This window comes from Lysinibacillus sp. NPDC059133, from assembly GCF_042755925.1.
Lineage (GTDB): Bacteria > Bacillota > Bacilli > Bacillales_A > Planococcaceae > Lysinibacillus.
Map to the genome: position 1 here is coordinate 1 of NZ_JBHZDH010000075.1, position 20,123 is coordinate 20,123.

21 protein-coding genes and 2 pseudogenes are annotated in these 20,123 nt (G+C 35.8%); 18 read left to right on the forward strand and 5 right to left on the reverse strand.

The annotated features are described in order from the left end of the window. Window positions 1-112: 112 nt before the first annotated feature. Complete coding sequence (locus tag ACFXN8_RS24310; protein WP_386848037.1) at window positions 113-481, forward strand: hypothetical protein; 369 nt, start codon at window positions 113-115, stop codon at window positions 479-481. 139 nt (window positions 482-620) lie between these two features. Here ACFXN8_RS24310 and ACFXN8_RS24315 read toward each other — a convergent pair whose 3' ends face one another. Beyond that, window positions 621-1,196, reverse strand: coding sequence for an LOG family protein (locus ACFXN8_RS24315; RefSeq protein ID WP_386848038.1), 576 nt, complete (start codon window positions 1,194-1,196; stop codon window positions 621-623). Between the two features lie 149 nt (window positions 1,197-1,345). Here ACFXN8_RS24315 and ACFXN8_RS24320 point away from each other — a divergent pair, with 149 nt between their 5' ends. Then, window positions 1,346-1,663, forward strand: coding sequence for a MazG nucleotide pyrophosphohydrolase domain-containing protein (locus tag ACFXN8_RS24320; protein ID WP_386848055.1), 318 nt, complete (start codon window positions 1,346-1,348; stop codon window positions 1,661-1,663). Between the two features lie 25 nt (window positions 1,664-1,688). Then, window positions 1,689-2,132 (forward strand): GNAT family N-acetyltransferase, encoded by a 444-nt coding sequence (locus ACFXN8_RS24325; protein ID WP_386848039.1) that lies wholly within the window; start codon window positions 1,689-1,691, stop codon window positions 2,130-2,132. Between the two features lie 50 nt (window positions 2,133-2,182). Here the strand turns inward: ACFXN8_RS24325 and ACFXN8_RS24330 are convergent, their stop codons facing one another. Beyond that, window positions 2,183-2,647, reverse strand: coding sequence for an NUDIX domain-containing protein (locus ACFXN8_RS24330; protein ID WP_376075691.1), 465 nt, complete (start codon window positions 2,645-2,647; stop codon window positions 2,183-2,185). 95 nt (window positions 2,648-2,742) lie between these two features. Here ACFXN8_RS24330 and ACFXN8_RS24335 point away from each other — a divergent pair, with 95 nt between their 5' ends. Then, window positions 2,743-3,249 carry a hypothetical protein gene (locus ACFXN8_RS24335; RefSeq protein WP_386848040.1) on the forward strand — a complete coding sequence of 169 codons (507 nt, stop codon included), beginning with the start codon at window positions 2,743-2,745 and terminating at the stop codon, window positions 3,247-3,249. A 78-nt stretch (window positions 3,250-3,327) separates the two neighbouring features. Here the strand turns inward: ACFXN8_RS24335 and ACFXN8_RS24340 are convergent, their stop codons facing one another. Beyond that, on the reverse strand, window positions 3,328-4,500 hold the full coding sequence (locus tag ACFXN8_RS24340; RefSeq protein ID WP_386848041.1) for a multidrug effflux MFS transporter: 1,173 nt from the start codon (window positions 4,498-4,500) through the stop codon (window positions 3,328-3,330). A 749-nt stretch (window positions 4,501-5,249) separates the two neighbouring features. On the opposite strand from ACFXN8_RS24340, the gene ACFXN8_RS24345 reads away from it, so the two are divergent. The 3 genes from ACFXN8_RS24345 to ACFXN8_RS24355 all read left to right on the forward strand — a co-directional run bounded on the left by ACFXN8_RS24345 (window position 5,250) and on the right by ACFXN8_RS24355 (window position 7,158). Next, window positions 5,250-6,113 carry a GNAT family N-acetyltransferase gene (locus ACFXN8_RS24345; protein ID WP_386848042.1) on the forward strand — a complete coding sequence of 288 codons (864 nt, stop codon included), beginning with the start codon at window positions 5,250-5,252 and terminating at the stop codon, window positions 6,111-6,113. 107 nt (window positions 6,114-6,220) lie between these two features. After that, entirely contained in the window at window positions 6,221-6,745 is a 525-nt protein-coding gene (locus ACFXN8_RS24350; RefSeq protein ID WP_386848043.1) for a GNAT family N-acetyltransferase, read from the forward strand. 203 nt (window positions 6,746-6,948) lie between these two features. Further along, entirely contained in the window at window positions 6,949-7,158 is a 210-nt protein-coding gene (locus tag ACFXN8_RS24355) for a hypothetical protein (RefSeq protein ID WP_376075702.1), read from the forward strand. A 72-nt stretch (window positions 7,159-7,230) separates the two neighbouring features. On the opposite strand, the gene ACFXN8_RS24360 is transcribed toward ACFXN8_RS24355, so the two are convergent. Next, complete coding sequence (locus ACFXN8_RS24360; protein WP_386848044.1) at window positions 7,231-8,400, reverse strand: YhgE/Pip domain-containing protein; 1,170 nt, start codon at window positions 8,398-8,400, stop codon at window positions 7,231-7,233. Window positions 8,401-8,556: 156 nt separating this feature from the next. Between ACFXN8_RS24360 and ACFXN8_RS24365 the strand changes: the two genes are divergently transcribed. The 3 genes from ACFXN8_RS24365 to ACFXN8_RS24375 all read left to right on the forward strand — a co-directional run bounded on the left by ACFXN8_RS24365 (window position 8,557) and on the right by ACFXN8_RS24375 (window position 10,923). Then, the gene (locus tag ACFXN8_RS24365; RefSeq protein ID WP_386848045.1) at window positions 8,557-9,177 is read left to right on the forward strand and encodes a TetR/AcrR family transcriptional regulator; all 621 of its coding nucleotides are present in this window, start codon (window positions 8,557-8,559) and stop codon (window positions 9,175-9,177) included. 197 nt (window positions 9,178-9,374) lie between these two features. Next, window positions 9,375-9,998, forward strand: coding sequence for a DJ-1/PfpI family protein (locus ACFXN8_RS24370; RefSeq protein ID WP_386848046.1), 624 nt, complete (start codon window positions 9,375-9,377; stop codon window positions 9,996-9,998). 148 nt (window positions 9,999-10,146) lie between these two features. Next, complete coding sequence (locus ACFXN8_RS24375; RefSeq protein WP_386848047.1) at window positions 10,147-10,923, forward strand: class I SAM-dependent methyltransferase; 777 nt, start codon at window positions 10,147-10,149, stop codon at window positions 10,921-10,923. A 138-nt stretch (window positions 10,924-11,061) separates the two neighbouring features. Here ACFXN8_RS24375 and ACFXN8_RS24380 read toward each other — a convergent pair whose 3' ends face one another. Next, the gene (locus ACFXN8_RS24380) at window positions 11,062-11,460 is read right to left on the reverse strand and encodes a glucosamine 6-phosphate synthetase (RefSeq protein ID WP_386848048.1); all 399 of its coding nucleotides are present in this window, start codon (window positions 11,458-11,460) and stop codon (window positions 11,062-11,064) included. 316 nt (window positions 11,461-11,776) lie between these two features. Here ACFXN8_RS24380 and ACFXN8_RS24385 point away from each other — a divergent pair, with 316 nt between their 5' ends. The 8 genes and pseudogenes from ACFXN8_RS24385 to ACFXN8_RS24420 all read left to right on the forward strand — a co-directional run. Next, window positions 11,777-12,367 (forward strand): undecaprenyl-diphosphatase, encoded by a 591-nt coding sequence (locus ACFXN8_RS24385; RefSeq protein ID WP_386848049.1) that lies wholly within the window; start codon window positions 11,777-11,779, stop codon window positions 12,365-12,367. 125 nt (window positions 12,368-12,492) lie between these two features. Next, window positions 12,493-12,675 (forward strand): annotated as a pseudogene (locus ACFXN8_RS24390) (23S rRNA (adenine(2503)-C(8))-methyltransferase ClbB); the annotation flags it as partial. 468 nt (window positions 12,676-13,143) lie between these two features. Then, window positions 13,144-14,622, forward strand: coding sequence for an Lsa family ABC-F type ribosomal protection protein (locus ACFXN8_RS24395; RefSeq protein ID WP_386848050.1), 1,479 nt, complete (start codon window positions 13,144-13,146; stop codon window positions 14,620-14,622). 1,011 nt (window positions 14,623-15,633) lie between these two features. Beyond that, window positions 15,634-15,864, forward strand: a complete 231-nt coding sequence (locus ACFXN8_RS24400; protein ID WP_386848051.1) for a helix-turn-helix transcriptional regulator — start codon at window positions 15,634-15,636, stop codon at window positions 15,862-15,864. Between the two features lie 2 nt (window positions 15,865-15,866). After that, a complete protein-coding gene (locus tag ACFXN8_RS24405; RefSeq protein WP_386848052.1) occupies window positions 15,867-16,169 on the forward strand; it encodes a hypothetical protein in 303 nt (100 codons plus the stop codon). Between the two features lie 714 nt (window positions 16,170-16,883). Further along, window positions 16,884-17,480 (forward strand): hypothetical protein, encoded by a 597-nt coding sequence (locus ACFXN8_RS24410; RefSeq protein WP_386848053.1) that lies wholly within the window; start codon window positions 16,884-16,886, stop codon window positions 17,478-17,480. A gap of 488 nt (window positions 17,481-17,968) precedes the next feature. Further along, entirely contained in the window at window positions 17,969-19,792 is a 1,824-nt protein-coding gene (locus ACFXN8_RS24415; RefSeq protein ID WP_386848054.1) for an IucA/IucC family protein, read from the forward strand. Next, window positions 19,764-20,123 (forward strand): annotated as a pseudogene (locus ACFXN8_RS24420) (IucA/IucC family protein); the annotation flags it as partial. The gene ACFXN8_RS24415 and the pseudogene ACFXN8_RS24420, both read left to right, overlap by 29 nt.

Consider the following 20,123-nt stretch of genomic DNA (forward strand, 5'->3'; position numbering starts at 1 on the left):
TTCAAAACGTTTTAATAGAATATCCTTTTGCCATGTATCTATAAGTAACTTGAGTTCTATAACAAAACAATCTTTCTTCCCTTTCGTCATTACCCATGAACTCCTTTATTTTTTGATTATTCACAATATACAACATAAACATATGTTCTATAAAGAAAAAAGCACTTCATTCCTCCCACCTCTGAAGAAGTGGCTTCCTGAAGCTCAATTCTGTGAACTTCCTTTTGAAAATTACAGTAGAACTAGTAACCAATTCACCATTGAATTTTATGAACGCTATCCATTTGAAGATGATGTACGAATTGTAACACTTATGAATAACGATGCCCCATATGAGGTCAAGTTAAGAGGGAAAGAACGTAAACGGGTGATCATTGAGACAGATATTGATGTGTCGCAGATGGAAAACCACATAGACGGTGGTCAAGCAAATTATGTCACAATTATTATTAAGTCTGGAGAAATAACAAGAAAGTTATGAGAGTAGTATAAAATTATCAACAACATGAAAAACAGCTGAATGCATATGTTCAGCTGTTTTTTGAGAATGTAAGATAGTAATGAATTTTTATTATAACCCATACAATATCCTATAATTAATGGTTTAAGAAGTCTTTATTTCATTTATTTGTTTGATATGTTTTAACTGCAGGAGGAACATAGGCTGCACACTTATCTATTAGTGCCGCAACGTCTTCATCTACAAGTAGTGCATTTCGGGATTGGGCTTGTAAAAATTGTTCATTTTGCATATGGTCAAATAATCCAATGAGTAAGTCATAATAATGATTGATATTTAAAATACCACAAGGCTTTTGCAGAAGGCCGATTTGATTCCAAGTGAATACTTCGAATAATTCTTCTAACGTACCAGGTCCTCCAGGTAAAGCAATAAAGCCGTCAGCTAGTTCCATCATTTTGCTTTTGCGTTCATGCATTGAATTGACGACAATGAGCTCTGTTAAATGTTTATGAGAAATTTCACGTTCCTCTAATAACGTCGGAATAACCCCAATCACCTTGCCACCTTCACGAAGAACCGTGTCTGCTACTGTTCCCATCACACCGACACTCGCTCCGCCATAAATTAAGGTAATATTACGTTTTGCTAATTCTTTTCCTAGAAGAATAGCTCCTTCTTTATATGCCTCAGAAGCACCGATGCTTGATCCGCAAAATACTGCAATACTATTCATAATGGTTCCTCCATATCTGATACGTTATTTTCCGCAATAACGGTTAGTGAACATTATTAATAAGTGGGGGATGAAAAAACCTCACCGATTCACGTTTCACTTTTATAGTATAATTTAATTTTAAGAGGAAAGAAATGGAGGAAATAGAAATGGAATTAAATGAATTTCAAAAATTCGTGAAAGATTACTATGATACACGTGGTTGGTCTGATTTAAGTATTTTTACGCGTATTGGCTTTCTAGCTGAAGAAACTGGGGAAGTAGCAAGAGCTATACGAGCGTTGGAAATTGGTAGGGATCGACCAGATGAAAAAGTTCAATCGTATGAAGAAAATAAGCAAGAATTAGTAGAGGAGCTTGGAGATGTTTTAGGGAATGTTATAGTTATTGCAAATAAATATGATATTTCACTTGATGAAATTTTTTCAACTCATCAGGAAAAGCTAATGGAGCGTTATAAAGCATAGAGATACATATGGAAAGGGGATTCATATGGATTATCAAGTAGAGATATTATTAGAAAATCACGATGACTTTACTACGTTTCTAAATACAAAGATTAGAGAGTACAACGATGAACATTCACCGTATCATAAAGAAAGTAGAAAAAAGGGTTCTGTTCGTCCGTTAAACTTAATCGTAACCGATCTTCAACAGCAATGGATAGGTGGCATCACTGCTGAGGTATATTGGGGATGGGTGGAAATCAATAAGTTTTGGTTTAGTGAAGATTACCGTAAAAAAGGTATTGGGGGACAGCTACTAACGAAAGCTGAAGAAACAGCCAAGCAAATGGGAGCAACGAAGGCTTTGTTAACTACCTATGATTTTCAAGCACGTACGTTTTATGAAGCGAGGGGTTATCAGGTTGTAGGAGAAATAAAAGATTATCCTCCTAGTAGTAGCTATTTTACAATGGTAAAACATCTAGTTTAAATATAGAAAGGCTGTCACAATTTCCCTTTGTGATAGCCTTTTGTCATATACTAATTGATATCACCTAAATAGATGGGAGTCTCTTGACCGTTACAATATTGTTGGAGATACTTTATTAATTCTTTTGGGTATAGTCGATAGGTAGATAAGTCTTCAATCGTCAGCCATTCTAATCCAATTTGATAACTATCAGGATTTGTTGGCTGAAATTTCGTTTGTATTCCTTGTGCTAACTGACAAACAAAATAAAACTCCACTTGATGAACATTAAAGTCAAAAGATGCATGCTCATGGTTTTTTCCAACATATTCACGAATAAAAAGTAGCTCTCCAACATCGACTGAACAGCCAATCTCCTCAATGCATTCCCTTACTAAAGTAGCGTGAAAAATCTCTCCATGTTCCTGCCCACCACCAGGACAAAGATAAAAGTTGCCTTCTGCATCTTGGTTTTTTGTTAGTAAAATTTTGTCATCCTCTATTATTAATGCTTTAACAGAATTTCTTATATGCATGTAATCTCTCCTAAATTAAATTATTGTTCTAAATGGCTGAAAGATGACTAAAAAAACGCCCAATTGTCAAACTTATAAAAAAGGGGAGATTTAGTGTGTATTCAATATCAAACTTTAAATTACTTGTTGATCATCAAGCGGAAATTGATACCATTCATCAAAATTGTGATAATTTAATACAGACGTCTGTAACGCCCAAAATGGATGCAGAAGTCAATACATTGTTAGATGCCATTAATAAAAAATTAACTGAACAAGGCTTTACTATTACAGTGACATCTACGGGACTAATCGCAAAATATAATGAAGCAGTTATTAATGTTGACAAACATTCAAAAGATTTAGAGGAGTGCTTTTTCATTAATTTAAATAGTTATGCGGAGGATCAAGTTTCCATTGTTTTAGACGTTTCCGATACAATGATGCCAAAGATCTCTAATAACCTTGATGGCTATTCTGAGATTATCGAGCAAATGACCGATACATTAAAGTACGCAAAAAGTCTCGAAAAAGCTTGTACGTCACCAAAGTTTATTTATAAAACGCAAAGCAATATTATTTTTCATTCAGCTGAAGAAGTAGTCAATTATTATTTTCAGTAAATAAGAAGCCACCCTAATAGATATATAGGGTGGCCAGTAAGGAAGAGCTATTGATTTAGATATTCCCGCTACAATAGTTTAATCAATAAATTTTCTTCCGAATATGAACAGTATCATCGTTAGGATGAAGAAATATAGTGGCATAATTATTAATGAACCATTATGGAGGAAACTCATACCAGACGTTATGAAGCTTACGAGTAAGTAATAGCCTAAGCTGAAAATCGCGCCAGCTGTCCCGATAACGTCCTGAAAGTTGACAAGCGCAAGGCTTAAGCAATTAGGTAGAGCAATTCCTGATCCTAATAACGTAATAAAAATGGTTACTAAAATGCCTATTAGTAAAACGATAGTAGGCAATGGTAATGTACTAACGATTAGTAGTAATAAAGCACCGACAGTCATGACCAAACAACCGAGATGAATAACTTTTTCGGGCTGATATTTGTTGACTAGTCGTTTAGAAATCATGGCACCGATAATAGAGGCAAGCGCCACAATTATACCAAGAAATCCATAAAGACCAGGGGATAAATGGAAGTGGTCAATAAAGATAAAAGGAGCTTCAGCATAATAACTGAATAACACACCATTTATCCCACCAATCAGCAATCCAAAGACAAGAACCCGTGGAGATGAAATCATTCGTTTTACAACTGGGAAAATAGCCATTCTTTTTCTCGTTGATTTATCTGTTGTTTCAGGAAGTCTGAAATAAGCATAGATAAACAACAAAATACTCATCGCAACGAGCACAAAGAAAACAGCTCTAAAACCAAGTGCTTGATCGACCCAGCCACCAATCAGTGGCCCTACTGCAGGAGTAAACGCAATTACTGCAGAAATTTGCGCAAACATCGCATGTCTTTTACTACCAGATACACTTTCCCGCAAAATGGTTTGCGTTATAATGGAGCCTGTCGCTGCCCCAAAAGCCTGTATAAATCTACTAACTAATAGAAAAGTGATAGTTTCCGCGTAAAAACACATGAAACTTCCAATACCATAAAAAATTAAACCGCCTAGCATGGCCGGTCTTCGTCCAATAAAATCAGAAAGCCATCCCCAACAAAAGACACCGATAGCAAACCCTATAAAATAAATACTCAAGGTTAACTGTACAGAGCGATTTGAAGCATTTAATGCAACTGAAATATCAGGTAGAGATGGTGTATAGATTGTCTCGCTAATCTGTGGAAAAGCTACAAGAACAATCATTAATAATAAAGATGGTGCTACATGTTTTTTCAACTTATTGCCCTCCTACAAGCAAAATCTACTTCTTTAGAAAAGAGTAGACGTAGCTAGGGAAACGGCGGGACCATTATAAGTATGCGTTCATAAGATGTCATTTTCAATCACCTAAATATGCTTAAAGTAGGAGTGCATAGTCTAGTCTCTATTATAGAGATATTTGAAATTTTTTAAAGGGAAATATAGAAATATTTTCTATCACTTGCATACGTTAGGTCTTCATCAGAACGTGGGGGTGATTTCCGTTCCGGCTGGGCGCTTTGTTGTTGCTGTCGCTACGCTTTCGCACAGATAAAACAATTGTTGCTGTCGCTACGCTTTCGCACAGATAAAACATTTGTTGCTGCCGCTTTGCTTTCGCACAGATAAAACAATTGTTGCTGCCGCTACGCTTTCGCACAGATAAAACATTTGCCGCTGACGCTTCGCTTTCGCGCAGAGCAGAGCTTCCTGGGGGCGTCCGATGAGCCGCTGCGCTGCGCTGCGGGGTCTCGGGCCAACAGATGTTTTTTGCGCGAAAGCGTAGTGCTAACGTAGCGGCAGCAGCACGATGTTGGTCACGAAGGCGTTATCACAGGACGTGATGCTTTTAGCCTTCGTTCCTCTACCGCTGATCCCCGAGGAGTCGCCCAGCCTCCACTGCAATCAACTTATTCACATTGCTACGTTTTAAAAATTGCACTTGTGCACAATAGAGTATATATATATAATAGAAACAAATGTTCTTGTGTGGAGAGAGGGAAAGAATGACTACATTAAATCAATTACAGTTAGTAGTATTCGAAGAAAATGATATTCCAGGATTAATTGCCCTTTCTGACTCTGTCGGGTGGGATTACGATGAATTCGAAATTAGAACGCTGATGATGTCAGGCAAAATATTTGGGCATAAAAATGCTGAGGGGAAAACTGTTTCAAGTGCGGCCATTATCACATATGATTCAAATGTAGCTTCTATAGGCATGGTTATTGTGCATGAAAAATACAGAGGGCTTGGTCTCGGGAAATTAACTACTCAAAAATGTATTGAAAGTGTTTCAGAATATAAGGCAATTATGCTCGTCGCAACGAAAGAGGGGGAACCGTTATATAAGAAAATGGGCTTTACCACTGTTGATTATGTGCATAAATATCTGACTGACCAATATATCGGAGCACATAACTCAGCTTCTAATGAATATACAATTGAAGATTATAATGAGAGCGATTTTACTGAAATTATCCGATTAGATGCTGCTGCCTTCGGAGATAAAAGAAGTAATTTTCTACGGCATAGAATAAAGCAATCTAAGCACTGTATCGTTATGAGAGATCCCCAAGCAAATATTATAGGCTTTGGATTGTCCATTTTAGGGCCGATCAATCTAATTTTAGGTCCAATTGTAGCGCCTGATTCAAAAACAGCTAGTCTCATCATTAATATTTTGGCGAAAGAACATAATGGAAAATTAAGAATTGATGTACCATCTGGTCATACTGAATGTATAAAATGGTTAGAGCAATGTGGTTTTACAGAAGCAAATACACCGCCCGTTATGATTCTTCATGGTGAAAAAATGCCGACTAGAAACAATACGCTATTTGCTATAGCTGCACAAGTTTTTGGATAAAATCACTCAAACAATGTGAGCACACTTTCTAATTGGTGTGCTTTTTTGTTTTTAAAGGATTTTAATGGGAGTGCGGAGAATAGATGTTATGAAAGGGGGAGAAGGATGTGTTTCCTAATTTAGAGACAGAAAGACTTATTTTAAGAAAGCTTACGCAGGATGATGCGGAATCCATTTTTAATTGTTTTTCAAACGAAGAAGTCACACGCTATTACGGACAAGAACCATTTATAGAGATACAACAAGCAAAAGATTTAGTAGAATTATTTTCAAAGAACTTTGCTGCAAAAAGAGGCATAAGATGGGGCATTGAAAGGAAGGGAATAAAGGGTATAATCGGGACAATTGGTTTTCACGCTTGGTCGCCTATACATAGACGAGCAGAAATCGGTTATGAAATTCATCCTGATTATTGGAGAAAAGGATATACGCAAGAAGCAGTTACCGAAATTGTGTCGTATGGCTTTCAGCATATGGGGCTAACTCGTATAGGTGCTGTTGTATTTATAGAAAATGAAGCTTCGAATAAGCTACTAACCAAAATAGGCTTTCAACAGGAAGGCATTCTTAGAGATTATATGTATCAAAATGGGCTGGCACACGATACATTTATCTATTCCATTTTAAGATAAAGAAAACCCTGCTGATTAAAGTTTCACTTTATTAATAACAAATCTTTTATCCTATGAAAATATATTTTTAATATGGGCATACCTTTTATTGGATAATAAATGATAACTAAGTCGTGGTTTTGTGCTTACTTTTTTCGGTTATAGTGCTAGTAAAGATAGCGTTTTATTAGTAGTGAAAAAGTAACGTAAGGAGCTTTGGTAGAATGGAGATACAATATAGCACAGCTTATTTTGAAAAGTTGGATTTACTTGAAATTTTATATGCGGGGCAGGCAGCGTTAAAAGAAGCACTACCCACGCACAATGTCAGTAAAAATCATTTGGAACGCTTTGAACAAATAGAAGCAGCCATTACTAAGTTAAATAAGGAAATTCGAATACTCGAGCTAAACATAATCCAGTCCGTAAAATAAACAAAATAAAAAAACTCATGCAAAAAAGTGATGAATTGCATGAGTTTTTTGTTTGGCTTCATATAAAATGATTTAAACTTCTTCCTCTCTCATAACAGTAGTTATTCCTGCAGATGTATCGTCCTCTTTATAGGAACTACGTTTTACTAAAGATAGAAGTAAACCTAAAATACTGATAACAGCAATCCAGCATAATGTAACTGCTGCTGTGCCCCAAAGTTCTCCGTTAAAGAAAAGAATATCCTTTAATCCTTCAAACATAAAGCGGAACGGTAACCATGGATAGATCCAATCAGCGTAAAAACTAGGCATCATTTCTGGTGCGATTTGTAGAAGCGGTAAACCAAAGAACATTAAAAGAATGAAAATTGGTAAACTTGCAAATTGAATCCATGTAGTGATCGCTAGTATTAATAAAATAAATGTTGCGCAAGTCAGTGATAAAAATAGAGCAACATGGTTGAAATTTGCAAACTCATAATCCAATATCCAAGTGGAGTACCAAGTTAATAAATATCCTCCAAATAAACCAATGATAATGGCCATCAAAGCCTGCAATCCTCGGAATTTCAATTGCTCCAATGCAGAATTAAACTTACGATTTCTTCCAGTGAACCACAACAGAATAGCACTGACTAAACTACTGATCCAAATAGGTTGGAAGAATGATAGTGGTGCATTGCCTAATTTACCCGTTTCATGTACAGTGACTATTTCGTTTTGGATAGGCGTTGAATAAGTACGTGCTTGATTAGCATTTAACGGCATATTATTTTTTTCAGAAACAGCTAATAATTGGGCACTGACATTGTCATTCATTTTTTCGACCATTGTAGATAAAGCTTGTGTAACCATAGTTGCAACGTTAGCATTTTTTCCTTGGTTTATATAAATTTTTAGCATGGCTGATGTAGGTGTGGGTGTTTGGAATGAAGCATACTTTTCAGAAAAGTCTTTAGGGATATAAATAGCTCCATACAATTCTTGATTCGTTAATTTTTCTTTCATCTCTTGTTCATTTTTTAATACTACCCATTTAAAGGGTGCTTCCTTTGTTGCTTGTGAATTTTTTTGAATCGTCTCGACAAACGTTTGCCCCATGTTACCCTCATCCTCAAGAACAAGACCGATTGGAAGATTTTTAGGGTATGAATGGGCTCCAGGAATTTGTGTTGCTACAAAAATGAAGGACAATAACAGTACAGCAACGAACGCGATACCGAAAAACTTATTTTCTTTCATTGAAATTCTCCTTTCAGATAATGTACATCGTGTTGATTATTTCTTAACTTGATTATATACTGTTAAAAAATCAATTCCTATAATCAAAAGCAGCCAAAGTGTTCAATATTCAACATATAAAAAAATGTGTTCATTAAAAAGGGGGGGAATGACTCCATGTCTAAAACCGATCGACGAATTATACGAACGAAAAATGAAATTAAACAAGCATTTTTCTTTTTACTTTCTGAAAAGAACTTTGAAGCCATCACGGTTCGAGATATTACGGATCGGGCCAATATTAATCGTGGGACTTTTTATCTGCACTACGTGGATAAATACAATTTATTAGAACAGTACGAGAACGAAATTTTTGAAAAATTCAACGCTATTTTAGATGAAACTACAAATTTAGAGTTGAATGTAAATCAGTTTAAACATGAACGATTGCCTGTAATGATCCAAATTTTAGAAGTGTTTTATGAAGAAGCTAATTTCTTAAAATTAATATTAGGTCCAAATGGTGATCCATTTTTCTATGAAAAAATGAGACAGTTTTTTGTGAGATATTTCAATGCTTATCTAGGTAATCGTACAGATAAAAGTAAATGGAATTTTCCAATTGAATTAACATTAGCGTATAACTCAAATGCTATTTTGGGAGTTATTACGTACTGGTTACAACACGGTACGCAACAATCACCAGAGGAAATCGCCACGATGTTGATAGAAACAATTCTAAAAGGAACTTTTGAAGCTAGTGGATTACGTTCAATTATTGAAAAAGATAATGAGTAGGGGTAGGTATATAAATTCCTTTGATATGAAGAGGCACAGTAAAGAAGTACTAAAGAAATCTAAGCAACATTTAAAAACTAGTGATATTTTCCGTTAAATTACAGAAGTGGTTGTATGATAAGCTAAATGGATAATCGTGTTATAATCGTACTTAAAGAACTATTAATATATGGATCATGGCGATGGGGGATCTTAAAATGAAAACAAAAAGAGTTGGCATTTTAATTTATGATTATGTAGATGTTTTAGATTTTACTGGCCCAGCAGAAGTACTAGCACTGACAACTAAGAATAAAGTCGAGGAAGCTCTTACTCTTTATAAAAAAGAATTATTACCTACGAAACCATTTGATGTATTTACTATTTCAGAAACTGGGAAGCAAATTAAAACGCATTCAGGGATAAAAGTAGAACCTGACTTTAGTTTTGACAATAGTCCTGAATTAGATATTCTAATCATTCCAGGGGGACCTTTAAGAGCTGTGCAATCAATGATTAAAAACAAAAAAATTCAAGAGTGGATTATCAAACATAAAAATAGTGAATACATATGCTCGGTTTGTACGGGTGCGTATATTTTAGGACAAACTGGATTATTAAACGGAAAAAAAGCAACTACCCATCATTTAGCATTGAAAAATTTACAAGAAAAATATCCTGAGATTCAAGTAGTATTAGGAAGCAAAGTTATACATGATGGTAAACTCATAACTTCAGGCGGGGTTTCATCGGGTATTGATATGGCGTTATATCTTGTTGAGCAAATTATGGGGGAATCTGTAGCGAAGAGGACAGCTAAAACAATCGAATTTGCACGATAATAATTTCAATCACTGCTGATTTTTGATAACAATAACTTATGGAAATTGATAATTAACATTAATTTTACTTATGTATCAAAAAATGTAAAATAGTGTTAGCAAAAATATCCATAAAGATCGGTATTAAAAACAGAAAAGAGTGATGAAGATGGGCATTGATTTTCACAATAAGGACAATCAAACTACTTATACAACTCGAAATGCTGACCACTCGTGGATTGAAACAATGAAAGAACTTGTCCCTATCATGAATATTTCGAAGGCTGCAGATATTGGCTGTGGCGGAGGAATTTATTCGAAAGCATTAGCAGATATGGGCGTAACTTCTGTGATCGGTGTGGATTTTTCTCAGGCTATGCTCGTTGGGGCAAAAGAAAATTGTAAAGATTATCATCATATTACTTTCAAGCAAGGAAATGCACTGGCGACAGGCTTAGATGCTGACAGCTTTCAGTTAGTCCTGGAACGAGCATTAATACATCATATCCAAGATGTAAAGACTTGTTTTCAAGAGGCATATAGGATTTTGGAGGATAAAGGGGTCTATATTATCCAAGACCGTACACCTGAAGATTGTCTTCTTAAGGGAGACGACTGCCATATTAGAGGCTATTTCTTTGAACGGTTTCCAAAATTAAAGGCACAAGAAATGAAACGCAGACATAGTAGTGCGCTAGTCGTAGAGACCCTGAAGGAAATTGGTTTTAGCGAGATTATAGAAGTGAAATTATCGGAAATAAGAAATGTGTATGAACAGAAAGATCAATTGTTAAACGATTTACGGGAAAGAACAGGTAGAAGTATTTTACATGAATTAGACGATACAGAATTAAATGACCTAGTGAATTATATTGATCAGGCCGTTTCAACTGAGAGTTCTATAGTGGAAAAGGATCGATGGACCATTTGGAAAGCTGTGAAATGATGAATAAGGGTCCTTTATCGAATGTAGAAAGGTGTTATCCGTCGGTTGAGTAATTCAATCCGTCAGTTCGACTTTTCTATCCGTCGATTTAATAAAATGAAGCTCTCGTTCGCTATTTAAACGAGAGCTTCATTTTATTTATTCACCTACTAAAGCGACTAAGTATTTATCTCGATCTGCTTCCTCCTGCATGTTATTATCGACCAGCATTGCACCGTATCTCACATTTGTCATATCACGATCCACTAAAAATTGAGTATTCACTTTTGCGGTTTTATTATTGATAGGACAGTCTCCTTTAAATTCTACAACGTCCTGTCCTTTTTGGGTTTCAAAATAGACCCAATATGGATTTTTACAAGCGTCGGCAAGGCCAGATTCTAACGTTTTATTACTATTTTCGAATGAATAGTTTTTAACATATGTAATATATTCATTATCTGTAATGTCCTTTTGTGGTCCATAAAAATACCAGAATACCCCTAAAATCCCGATTGGCACAATCCACAGTATGTTCCTTTTGCTTAATTTCCCCATATTTGCAAGCCCCCTTTATGAAAATATTTTATCATCTTTTCACTGGTTTTTGCTAGCTTACAATAATATTTTCTATTTTAGGGTTTAATATTGTAGAAAAAGCCATTCGACTGAAGTTTATTGATGAATGTTTTTTTGAATTTCTAAATACTTAAGGAAACTATGACGCTTATTATGACGTCTTTTATGACAGTAAGTAGGTATTCAACTGGATTTATGTCGAAATGTTTGAGCACTGAGCTACTAAAAAGTTACGTGTTACATGACAAAATGAATTGGAGATTTACTGAGAATTTAATGTAAGGAGATTTACAAAATGAATTATGGACTATTTCAATGGATTAATGATATAGCGGGTCGCTATCCTTTTCTGGATAAAGGGATGATTTTCATCACCGATAGTGTTCCTTATGTCGTAATCGTATTCATGTTATTTTTATGGTTTACTGCAAACAAGGAAAAGAGGATAGAAAAACAATATACTGCTTTCTACATTGTCTTTACATGTTTACTTGGATTGGGTTTAAACGCACTTATTCACTTGGTCAACTACCATCCACGACCATTCATCACATATAGTGTTCATCAATTAGTACCACATGCTGATGATTCTTCGTTTGTAAGTGATCATTCAGTATTAGTATTCGCTGTTGCATGTACGTTGCTTTTACGAAAAGATTCGTGGAAGTATCCTGTATTGATATGGGCATTCCTAGTAGGTATTTCTCGTATTTATGTCGGCGTTCATTATCCAGCGGACGTGATTGGCGGAGCCCTTCTGTCATTTGGGGCAAGTTTAGTCATTATCAAGTTTTCTAAAAAATTGGAGCCGGTCGTAAAAATCCTATTCAATATCTATAACGGACTAACGAAACGTATCCCTTTTTTAGCGAAATTTGGCCAATAAGATCTACGTCAGGAAAATTAATGAAGCAAAGATAGAGAGTCACATTTTAATGTGGCTCTTCGTTTTGTTAATAAAGAATATATAGATTGATAATTTTTAATGAAGTCGAACTAAACTTTACATTTGTAATGGACACATTAGATGAGCATATACGAATAACGTCAAGAAAAGTATATATTGCTTATATTTTTTATAAACAATTAAAATCATCCGGTATTAATGTGACCATTAGAAGTCAATTTGGCATTGATATCGACGCTGCTTGTGGTCAATTGTATGGTAATTATCAAAAGAGCAACAAACAGTAATGTTTGAAATGAAGATGATACTGAATTGTATTTCCTAAAAAAATTTGGTAAAATAAAAATACAAATTATGAGAGGACTGATGAATGGACGATGATTAACTAAACTATATTTTTTATTTGAAATGAACAACTTCAAACTTCAAATTACAAAATATAGGATTAGTCTGTCCATTTTATAAATCAGTTTATACTTTTTTTTGTCATGTTTCTAATGGCAATTAAGGGACTTATTTACGCTAAGTGAAAGACTAATCCTTCCAATTACTAATTGGGAGGATTTTTTATTCTCTCATAATCTAATCAATAAAGGGGAGAGAGAAATGAGCGATTCAGATACTATTGTTACGCATGTAATACTTCGTACAAGTCGTTAATATCCATCAAACTTATACGGAGAAATTTAGAATGGATGGATATACCGACTTTGTATAAAAAGTAAAAACTGTTGATATACAAAGGAGGAATTTTCATGTCAATGATACAAGTTCAAAATTTAACTTTTTCTTATCCAAGCAGCTTTGACAATATTTTTGAAAATGTAAACTTTCAAATAGATACGGATTGGAAACTTGGATTTATCGGTAGAAATGGACGAGGAAAAACAACATTCTTTAATTTATTATTAGGGAATTATGAGTACAATGGGAAAATCAATTCTTCGGTAGAATTTAATTATTTCCCTTATCCAGTTTCGGATAAAAACAAGTATACACATGAAATCATGGAAGAAATTTGCCCACAGGCAGAAGATTGGGAAATTCTTCGTGAAATATCCTATTTAGACGTTGATGCCGAGGTCATGTATCGACCTTTTAAAACATTATCAAATGGAGAACAAACAAAGGTGTTGCTTGCCGCACTTTTTTTAACGGAGGGTCAATTTCTATTAATTGATGAGCCAACCAACCATCTAGACACGGAAGCACGAAAGATGGTCTCTGAATATTTAGGAAAGAAAAAAGGGTTTATATTAATTTCACATGACCGAAACTTTTTAGATGGCTGTGTTGACCATATCTTATCTATAAATAGAGCAAATATTGAAGTTCAAAGTGGTAACTATTCTTCTTGGAAGTTGAATTTTGATCGACAGCAAGAACATGAAGAGGCAACTAATGAGCGTCTACAAAAAGACATAGGGAGATTAAAACAGTCTTCAAAGCGTACATCCGGTTGGTCTAATCAAGTGGAGGCTTCCAAAAATGGGACAACGAATTCAGGCTCTAAGTTAGACAAAGGTTTTGTAGGACATAAAGCAGCGAAGATGATGAAGAGAGCAAAGAACCTTGAATCAAGGCAACAAAAAGCGATTGAGGAGAAGTCAAAACTGCTAAAAAATGTGGAAAAAACCGAGTCATTAAAATTAGAATCATTGGCGTTTCATTCAAATGAATTGATTGTTTTGGCCGATGTGTCTGTTCAGTACGATCATCAAATAGTGAATAAGCCAATTAGCTTTAAACTAGAACAAGGTGACCGAATTGTGCTTGATGGAAAGAATGGAAGCGGAAAAAGTAGTATCCTCAAACTAATTCAAGGAGATCCGATACAGCATATAGGCTCGATGTATGTAGGCTCAGGTCTCGTTATTTCCTATGTCCAACAAGATACCTCTCATTTGAAGGGACTGTTATCGGACTTTATTGAAGAGCATGGGATTGATGAAACGTTATTTAAATCTATCCTACGCAAGATGGACTTTGACCGAATTCAATTTGAGAAAGATATATCTCATTATTCTGGTGGACAAAAGAAAAAGCTGCTTATAGCCAAAAGTTTATGTGAAAAAGCGCATCTATATATTTGGGATGAACCGTTGAATTTTATTGATATTTATTCGCGCATGCAGATTGAAGAGCTAATTCAAAAATTTAATCCGACAATGGTGTTTGTTGAGCATGATCAAGCATTTCAACAAACAGTTGCAACAAAAACGATAACGCTGTAAAAGATAATATGAAAGCTAAAATCTTTTAAAGAAGAATCCATTTTGATCAATCTTTTCAAAATGGATTCTTTTATTTATTGTAAAATATCGGTTTATTCCGCGTTAACGGGCAGTACTACTCCCACCTCTAAAGCAAAGAAGTTAGTTGGGAGTAGTACTGCCCGTAAAAGCCCGATTTCGTTCAACTAATAATCAGTGGGGATGAAAAAAACCTCACTGATTAAGTTTCACTTTATTTACATATGAAATGACAGAGATTTACGATACTTAACGTTGTCGAAGTTCAATTTTTAAAATAGACATATGACCAACTATTGGTAATAGAAAAAAATGTCCGTTTACTAAATCGGTTAGATTTAGAGTTGCGAAAATAACACCTACATAGTCATCTTCGGTAGCCTCCTCCTAATTGATCTATCGTTCTCCGTTAGCCATCCATGAAGCGCAAAAATCAGCTCTTCACCACAGAAAATGAAAGATGATTAAGTTCTTTCATGGGAGTTCAATTCCACTGCATTCTACTACTTATCAAGTCATGATGCCATCAGCCACTTATCACTTCCAGATAACGACTATAAAATAGCTTTTGAACCTATCTTTTGTATATACGTCCTCTACTACTTTTTTATAATTTGCTATTGATATCAACTGGCGACTTCTTGTTCTGCCTTGTTACAAGACAATCATCTTTTTCACCTGGCATCGTTTTTGCCGCATCGCTTTTGAAAGATCTATTTCCGTTAAATATTCCGTAGATAACTACTGCCGTCGGTATAAGCCCGTTGAGAATACGAATTCACATTCAAGAAGCAACCATTGAATTAGATGTGCCTTTTACTCCGCATGTGCTCCTACAAGTGATGCAGACGGTGAAATAACATTGATAGTAGAGGATAATCCATAGCAAGGTACTGCTTTTAATCATTAAGAGTAATGTATTTCATACTATATGTAAAAAAAACTTTACTTAATGTTGGGAATATATTACTCTTTTGTAAGAGGTGAGCTGAGATGCCGTTAAGTAATGAAAGAAAGATTCGTAATAGAATTGTTGTGTTAAGAGCTGAACGGGGGTTATCACAAAGAGAGGTCGCTGATAAGCTGGGCGTGAGCCGACAAACGATTATTTCGCTTGAAAAAAACAGGTATAATCCATCTTTAAAGTTAGCCTTTGATATAGCACTAATGTTCGGTGTGGATTTACATGAAGTTTTTCAATATGAAGTAGAGGAGGAGAAATAAATATGGAAGTTATTCAAACTATTTTACGTATTATTTACGTACTTATTTTCTTTATCGCGGTCTTTATTTCATTGAAATTCGAAATGGGTGAAGAGAAAAAGGATGAGCGTGGGAAGAGCATTTCCAATAAATCCTATGGAATTGTATTTCCTTTAATGCCTTTGGGATGGTTTTTAATCGAGTTGTATGAACAATTCATTGGTCAACTGGATTACGATACATACAAATTAGTTATTTGGTTTTTAATCTCAGGTTTAATGATCCTTCATGCAATCATCATAACGGTATTAAGGAGAAAATATTAAGTTGCCGTTGCCTTTACATAAAATAGAAATCGAAAGAAAGGAAGTGGCTGTATGAATATTTGGGCGTGGGTTGGGATGATAGGAATTTTAATTCTTACATCTTTGCCTTTACTTATAAAAGAGAACAGGACAATAGAGGAAATTAGAAAAGTTATTGTGACGGTTGCCTAGTAAAATACTAAACGCTTTTTGATTCCATTATTGGATATGAAACAAAGATAGGAGGAAGGATCTTATATGGGAAACCGAACATACCTGAGCGTCACAAATGCCGATACCGGTTCAGTGGCTTATGAGAATATAGCTTTCGAGACGAATAATTTTCTCGCTCCAGTATGGTTTTGTCTGGTTAGTCAAGAGGAGTTCGAGCGCTATAGTAGGCAGCTTATGCAAGCATGGAGCAAGATTCAACCCCTTATGGACCATCCGGGTGTGGAGGATCTGCCTGAGTTTACCCGTTACGCTGGCCCATTTCCCATCGTTAGCAACTCCTGTGCATGAGTGGCTAGAAACCTTATCGACCCATGTACAGCAGTATTCAGCTGCCATTATTCATCTGGAGCTTTCGCAATATTTCTCGTTCACGGGTGATCCAGCCCTCTATTTGAAAGATATTGAAGAATACGTTACTCTCTGGCAGTCGCCGCATCCATCGCAGGAGAAGGTCTGGCAGGGAGTAGACGATAACTCCTATATGCTGAATGGGGAGCACATTTGCCATGGAGAGAACGTACGGTAGCTCAACCGGAGCAAAATCCGGAAATTCAGCTAGCACAGTCTATTCCTCCAGCATCTGGGAAGCGCCAGCCCAAATGGCGGCAAGAGCTCTACATATGGGTGCTTGCGATTCTGTCCGCAGCCATCTTTCTTACCGTCTATGTCAATACCTCCAGTGTTGGGTTGGGGGTGCTCGGCTTCCTTATTCCTTCTATGTTTATCGTTTTGTGGAATATGATTATCGGCCCTAAAAAAACCTCCCGTCATCGGAAGCAAGCGGCCACGACCTTGAGGAACAGTACCCCCTCTAATGCTGTGCTAAGGATTGAGTATTTCGATGGGTATTCACCTATTAGGACGGATGGCATGGAAACTGGCCTTTCGGAAGATAAATCATTACCGGATCTTATTCCCTGGCTGCAAATCGTGCAAGCGAAGGTGCTTTCATTTCAGGATGTTGAGCTCATGATTTCTACTAAAATTCCACCAGTCTCTACATTTCAACTTCATTTGAAGCTGGATGAACAGATGGTAGCAAAAGATACCGTATCAGCGATTAATACCATTGTGTTAGCTCATAAAATGTCCGTTTAACTGCAATCACTTCTAGTTCAACCAGAAAGCCATTCTTACGGTAATTGCACAGCCGTGATAATATAAATTATTTTTGTATTAACTGAGTAAATATTCATTATAAAACGTCAAACAAGGTTCACATAAAATGATGTGAACTTTTTTGATGTTTTCTAGTTTTACATAATATTTTGTCGTCACGCCGTATCTTGTATCAATAATCTTGCGCATGTGATACAAGAAACGAAATATTCTTCTATACTTTTACCTATTTCGATGGTTTATATTGCCATATAGGTCTTTAGACAGTTGAGTCATTTCTGTCTTTCCTATAATATGTAATTGTAATTGAAAGTGATAATCATTATCAATTGTTATCAGCACCACATTTGTTTCTATTCGCTTCTTATCATCAGTCTTTCTAATTAGGGAGACTAATTTTTTTGTCAGTGAGTGATAATCATTATCATTTGGTAGAGAGAAGACTTTGTGAAAGGATGGTTAATTACATGCAACAGATAGCTAAACAGATTGCAGAAAATGCAACGTTTCAGGCGTTTATGAATTGTTATATACGAGAGGTGAGTAGCGGACATTGGGTCAGAAAGGAGGAGTGGATAAAAGAACAGCGACTATCTATCTTGATTACAGAGGCACATATGTTAGAGATTGAGTTGCCGATCCAAAACACACGTTTTGCATTTGGCATGGAATACAAATCTCTTGTTGGAAGACATATATTTGGTGTCTCGTTGAAGTATTGTACGAAACAAAAACAATGGCTTGTCGAAGATAAATTAACGATACTCATCACGCTCATTCAGGAACTACATTTTATGGCTAAGGCGGATGGATGTCTTGGACTTTCTTCCCATTTTGATGAACTCATTCTTCGCATAATAGAGAGCTATCAAACGATGGCAAATTATACTGAAAAGAGTTTGGAAGGTAAGAAACAAAATGGAGCTAACTGTACGTTTATTGAAGCTGAGCAGTCTCTCTTATTTGGACATTGGCTTCATCCGACACCTAAAAGCAGACAAGGGATGGCAGATTGGCAACAAACGAGTTTTGCTCCAGAGTTACAAGGTTCTTTCCAACTTCACTATTTTCGTGTCGACCGTAAAATTGTGAAAGAGTCCTCTGTATTAGAAAAAAGTGCGAGTGAACTCATTACTCAGTCTTTAACAAAATCACAACCTGATTTTGTTATGTCAGAGAAGGATTGCCTCATTCCGATGCACCCGCTTCAAGCACAGTGGCTTTTACAGCAACAGTATGTAAAAGAAGCGATTGCTGAGGGGTTGATAAAATACGAAGGTGCGCTTGGGGCATTTTATACAGCAACCTCTTCAATTAGAACGGTATATAGCTCAAATGAAGAAATGATGTATAAGTTTTCAATTCCTGTAAAAATAACGAATTCATTGAGGGTAAATAGAATTCATGAACTAAAAGCTGGAATTGTTATGGCTCGGTTAATGAATAAGATTGATTTCTTACAGAACCATCCATCTTTCCGGATGATTGATGACCCAGCCTATATGACTGTAGAGTTCCCAAATCAGACGGAGTCAGGGTTTGAGGTTATTTTTCGCTCAAACGTATTTCCTAAAGGGCATGATGAAGGAATATGCATGATCGCTACTCTTGTGCAAGAGCCCTTGCCAAACGAAAAATCAAAACTGTGTCAGCTCATTATGAAAATCTCTCAATCAGAATTCCGCTTAATAGAGAGTGTAAGCTTAGACTGGTTTAAAGACTATTGGAAATGTGCTATCGAATCATTATTAAGATTATACGATGAGCATGGGATCGCTCTCGAAGCACACCAGCAAAATAGTCTGTTAAACATTTCTTCTGGTTATCCAACTATTTATTTTTATCGTGATAACCAAGGTTATTACTTATCAAAAACATATAAAGAAGTACTTCTTTCAATAGAGCCTTCTTTACATGAAACAGCTGAGCTATTTTACGAAGATGCCCTTATTCATGATAGATTTACATATTATTTGTTTATGAATCAACTGTTTCCCGTTATATCTCGATTTGGAGCAGATCAGCTAATCGATGAAAAAATTCTTTTGAAGTGGTCTATCGATCAACTGCACTTATTAGAAAAAGAATTTACAGGTTTCGGGAAGGCATTTGTTCGTAACATTCTAAAACAAGAAGAGCTTGCGTTCAAAGCAAATTTATTAACAAGGTTTCATGATGTAGATGAACTAGAAGCCGAACTTGAACAAGCGGTATACACGAAAATTCCAAATCCGTTTGTTCTTCAGCATGAGGAGGCAGAATATGCAGCAGCTACAGCCTTTAGCTTCTAAACAAGGAGAGCTACGTGTAAGGCGGCAGCTTGTAGAGGCCATGATTTTTGAAGGACTAATCAAATATGAAGAAACACGTTTAGATAAATGGACTTCAATTTTTACTCTTGTTGGTCAGAAGTGCACCTATCGTTGTGAAGGAAGAAGAATGGCATTTGATCGCATCCGAATAAAGGGAGATAGTATTTTTCTCATAGGAAAAGATGAAACGTTACTAGAAGCAACGCTTGAGGATATAGTAGATGAATTACTTTCGACTCGTAAAGACAAAGTTCGGTTACTGAAAGAACTTCATTTGACGAGTAAGCTTTGTGAATGGAATGATCATCAT

What these genes read in the sequence shown, in the direction of transcription:
- ACFXN8_RS24370 (WP_386848046.1), top strand. Translation starts at nt 9,375, where the DNA reads ATGAAAACAAAAAGAGTTGGCATTTTAATTTATGATTATGTAGATGTT.
- ACFXN8_RS24375 (WP_386848047.1), top strand. Translation starts at nt 10,147, where the DNA reads ATGGGCATTGATTTTCACAATAAGGACAATCAAACTACTTATACAACT.
- ACFXN8_RS24320 (WP_386848055.1), top strand. Translation starts at nt 1,346, where the DNA reads ATGGAATTAAATGAATTTCAAAAATTCGTGAAAGATTACTATGATACA.
- ACFXN8_RS24315 (WP_386848038.1), bottom strand. Translation starts at nt 1,196, where the DNA reads ATGAATAGTATTGCAGTATTTTGCGGATCAAGCATCGGTGCTTCTGAG.
- ACFXN8_RS24325 (WP_386848039.1), top strand. Translation starts at nt 1,689, where the DNA reads ATGGATTATCAAGTAGAGATATTATTAGAAAATCACGATGACTTTACT.
- ACFXN8_RS24400 (WP_386848051.1), top strand. Translation starts at nt 15,634, where the DNA reads ATGCCGTTAAGTAATGAAAGAAAGATTCGTAATAGAATTGTTGTGTTA.
- ACFXN8_RS24345 (WP_386848042.1), top strand. Translation starts at nt 5,250, where the DNA reads ATGACTACATTAAATCAATTACAGTTAGTAGTATTCGAAGAAAATGAT.
- ACFXN8_RS24330 (WP_376075691.1), bottom strand. Translation starts at nt 2,647, where the DNA reads ATGCATATAAGAAATTCTGTTAAAGCATTAATAATAGAGGATGACAAA.
- ACFXN8_RS24360 (WP_386848044.1), bottom strand. Translation starts at nt 8,400, where the DNA reads ATGAAAGAAAATAAGTTTTTCGGTATCGCGTTCGTTGCTGTACTGTTA.
- ACFXN8_RS24380 (WP_386848048.1), bottom strand. Translation starts at nt 11,460, where the DNA reads ATGGGGAAATTAAGCAAAAGGAACATACTGTGGATTGTGCCAATCGGG.
- ACFXN8_RS24395 (WP_386848050.1), top strand. Translation starts at nt 13,144, where the DNA reads ATGTCAATGATACAAGTTCAAAATTTAACTTTTTCTTATCCAAGCAGC.
- ACFXN8_RS24365 (WP_386848045.1), top strand. Translation starts at nt 8,557, where the DNA reads ATGTCTAAAACCGATCGACGAATTATACGAACGAAAAATGAAATTAAA.
- ACFXN8_RS24355 (WP_376075702.1), top strand. Translation starts at nt 6,949, where the DNA reads ATGGAGATACAATATAGCACAGCTTATTTTGAAAAGTTGGATTTACTT.
- ACFXN8_RS24405 (WP_386848052.1), top strand. Translation starts at nt 15,867, where the DNA reads ATGGAAGTTATTCAAACTATTTTACGTATTATTTACGTACTTATTTTC.
- ACFXN8_RS24385 (WP_386848049.1), top strand. Translation starts at nt 11,777, where the DNA reads ATGAATTATGGACTATTTCAATGGATTAATGATATAGCGGGTCGCTAT.
- ACFXN8_RS24415 (WP_386848054.1), top strand. Translation starts at nt 17,969, where the DNA reads ATGCAACAGATAGCTAAACAGATTGCAGAAAATGCAACGTTTCAGGCG.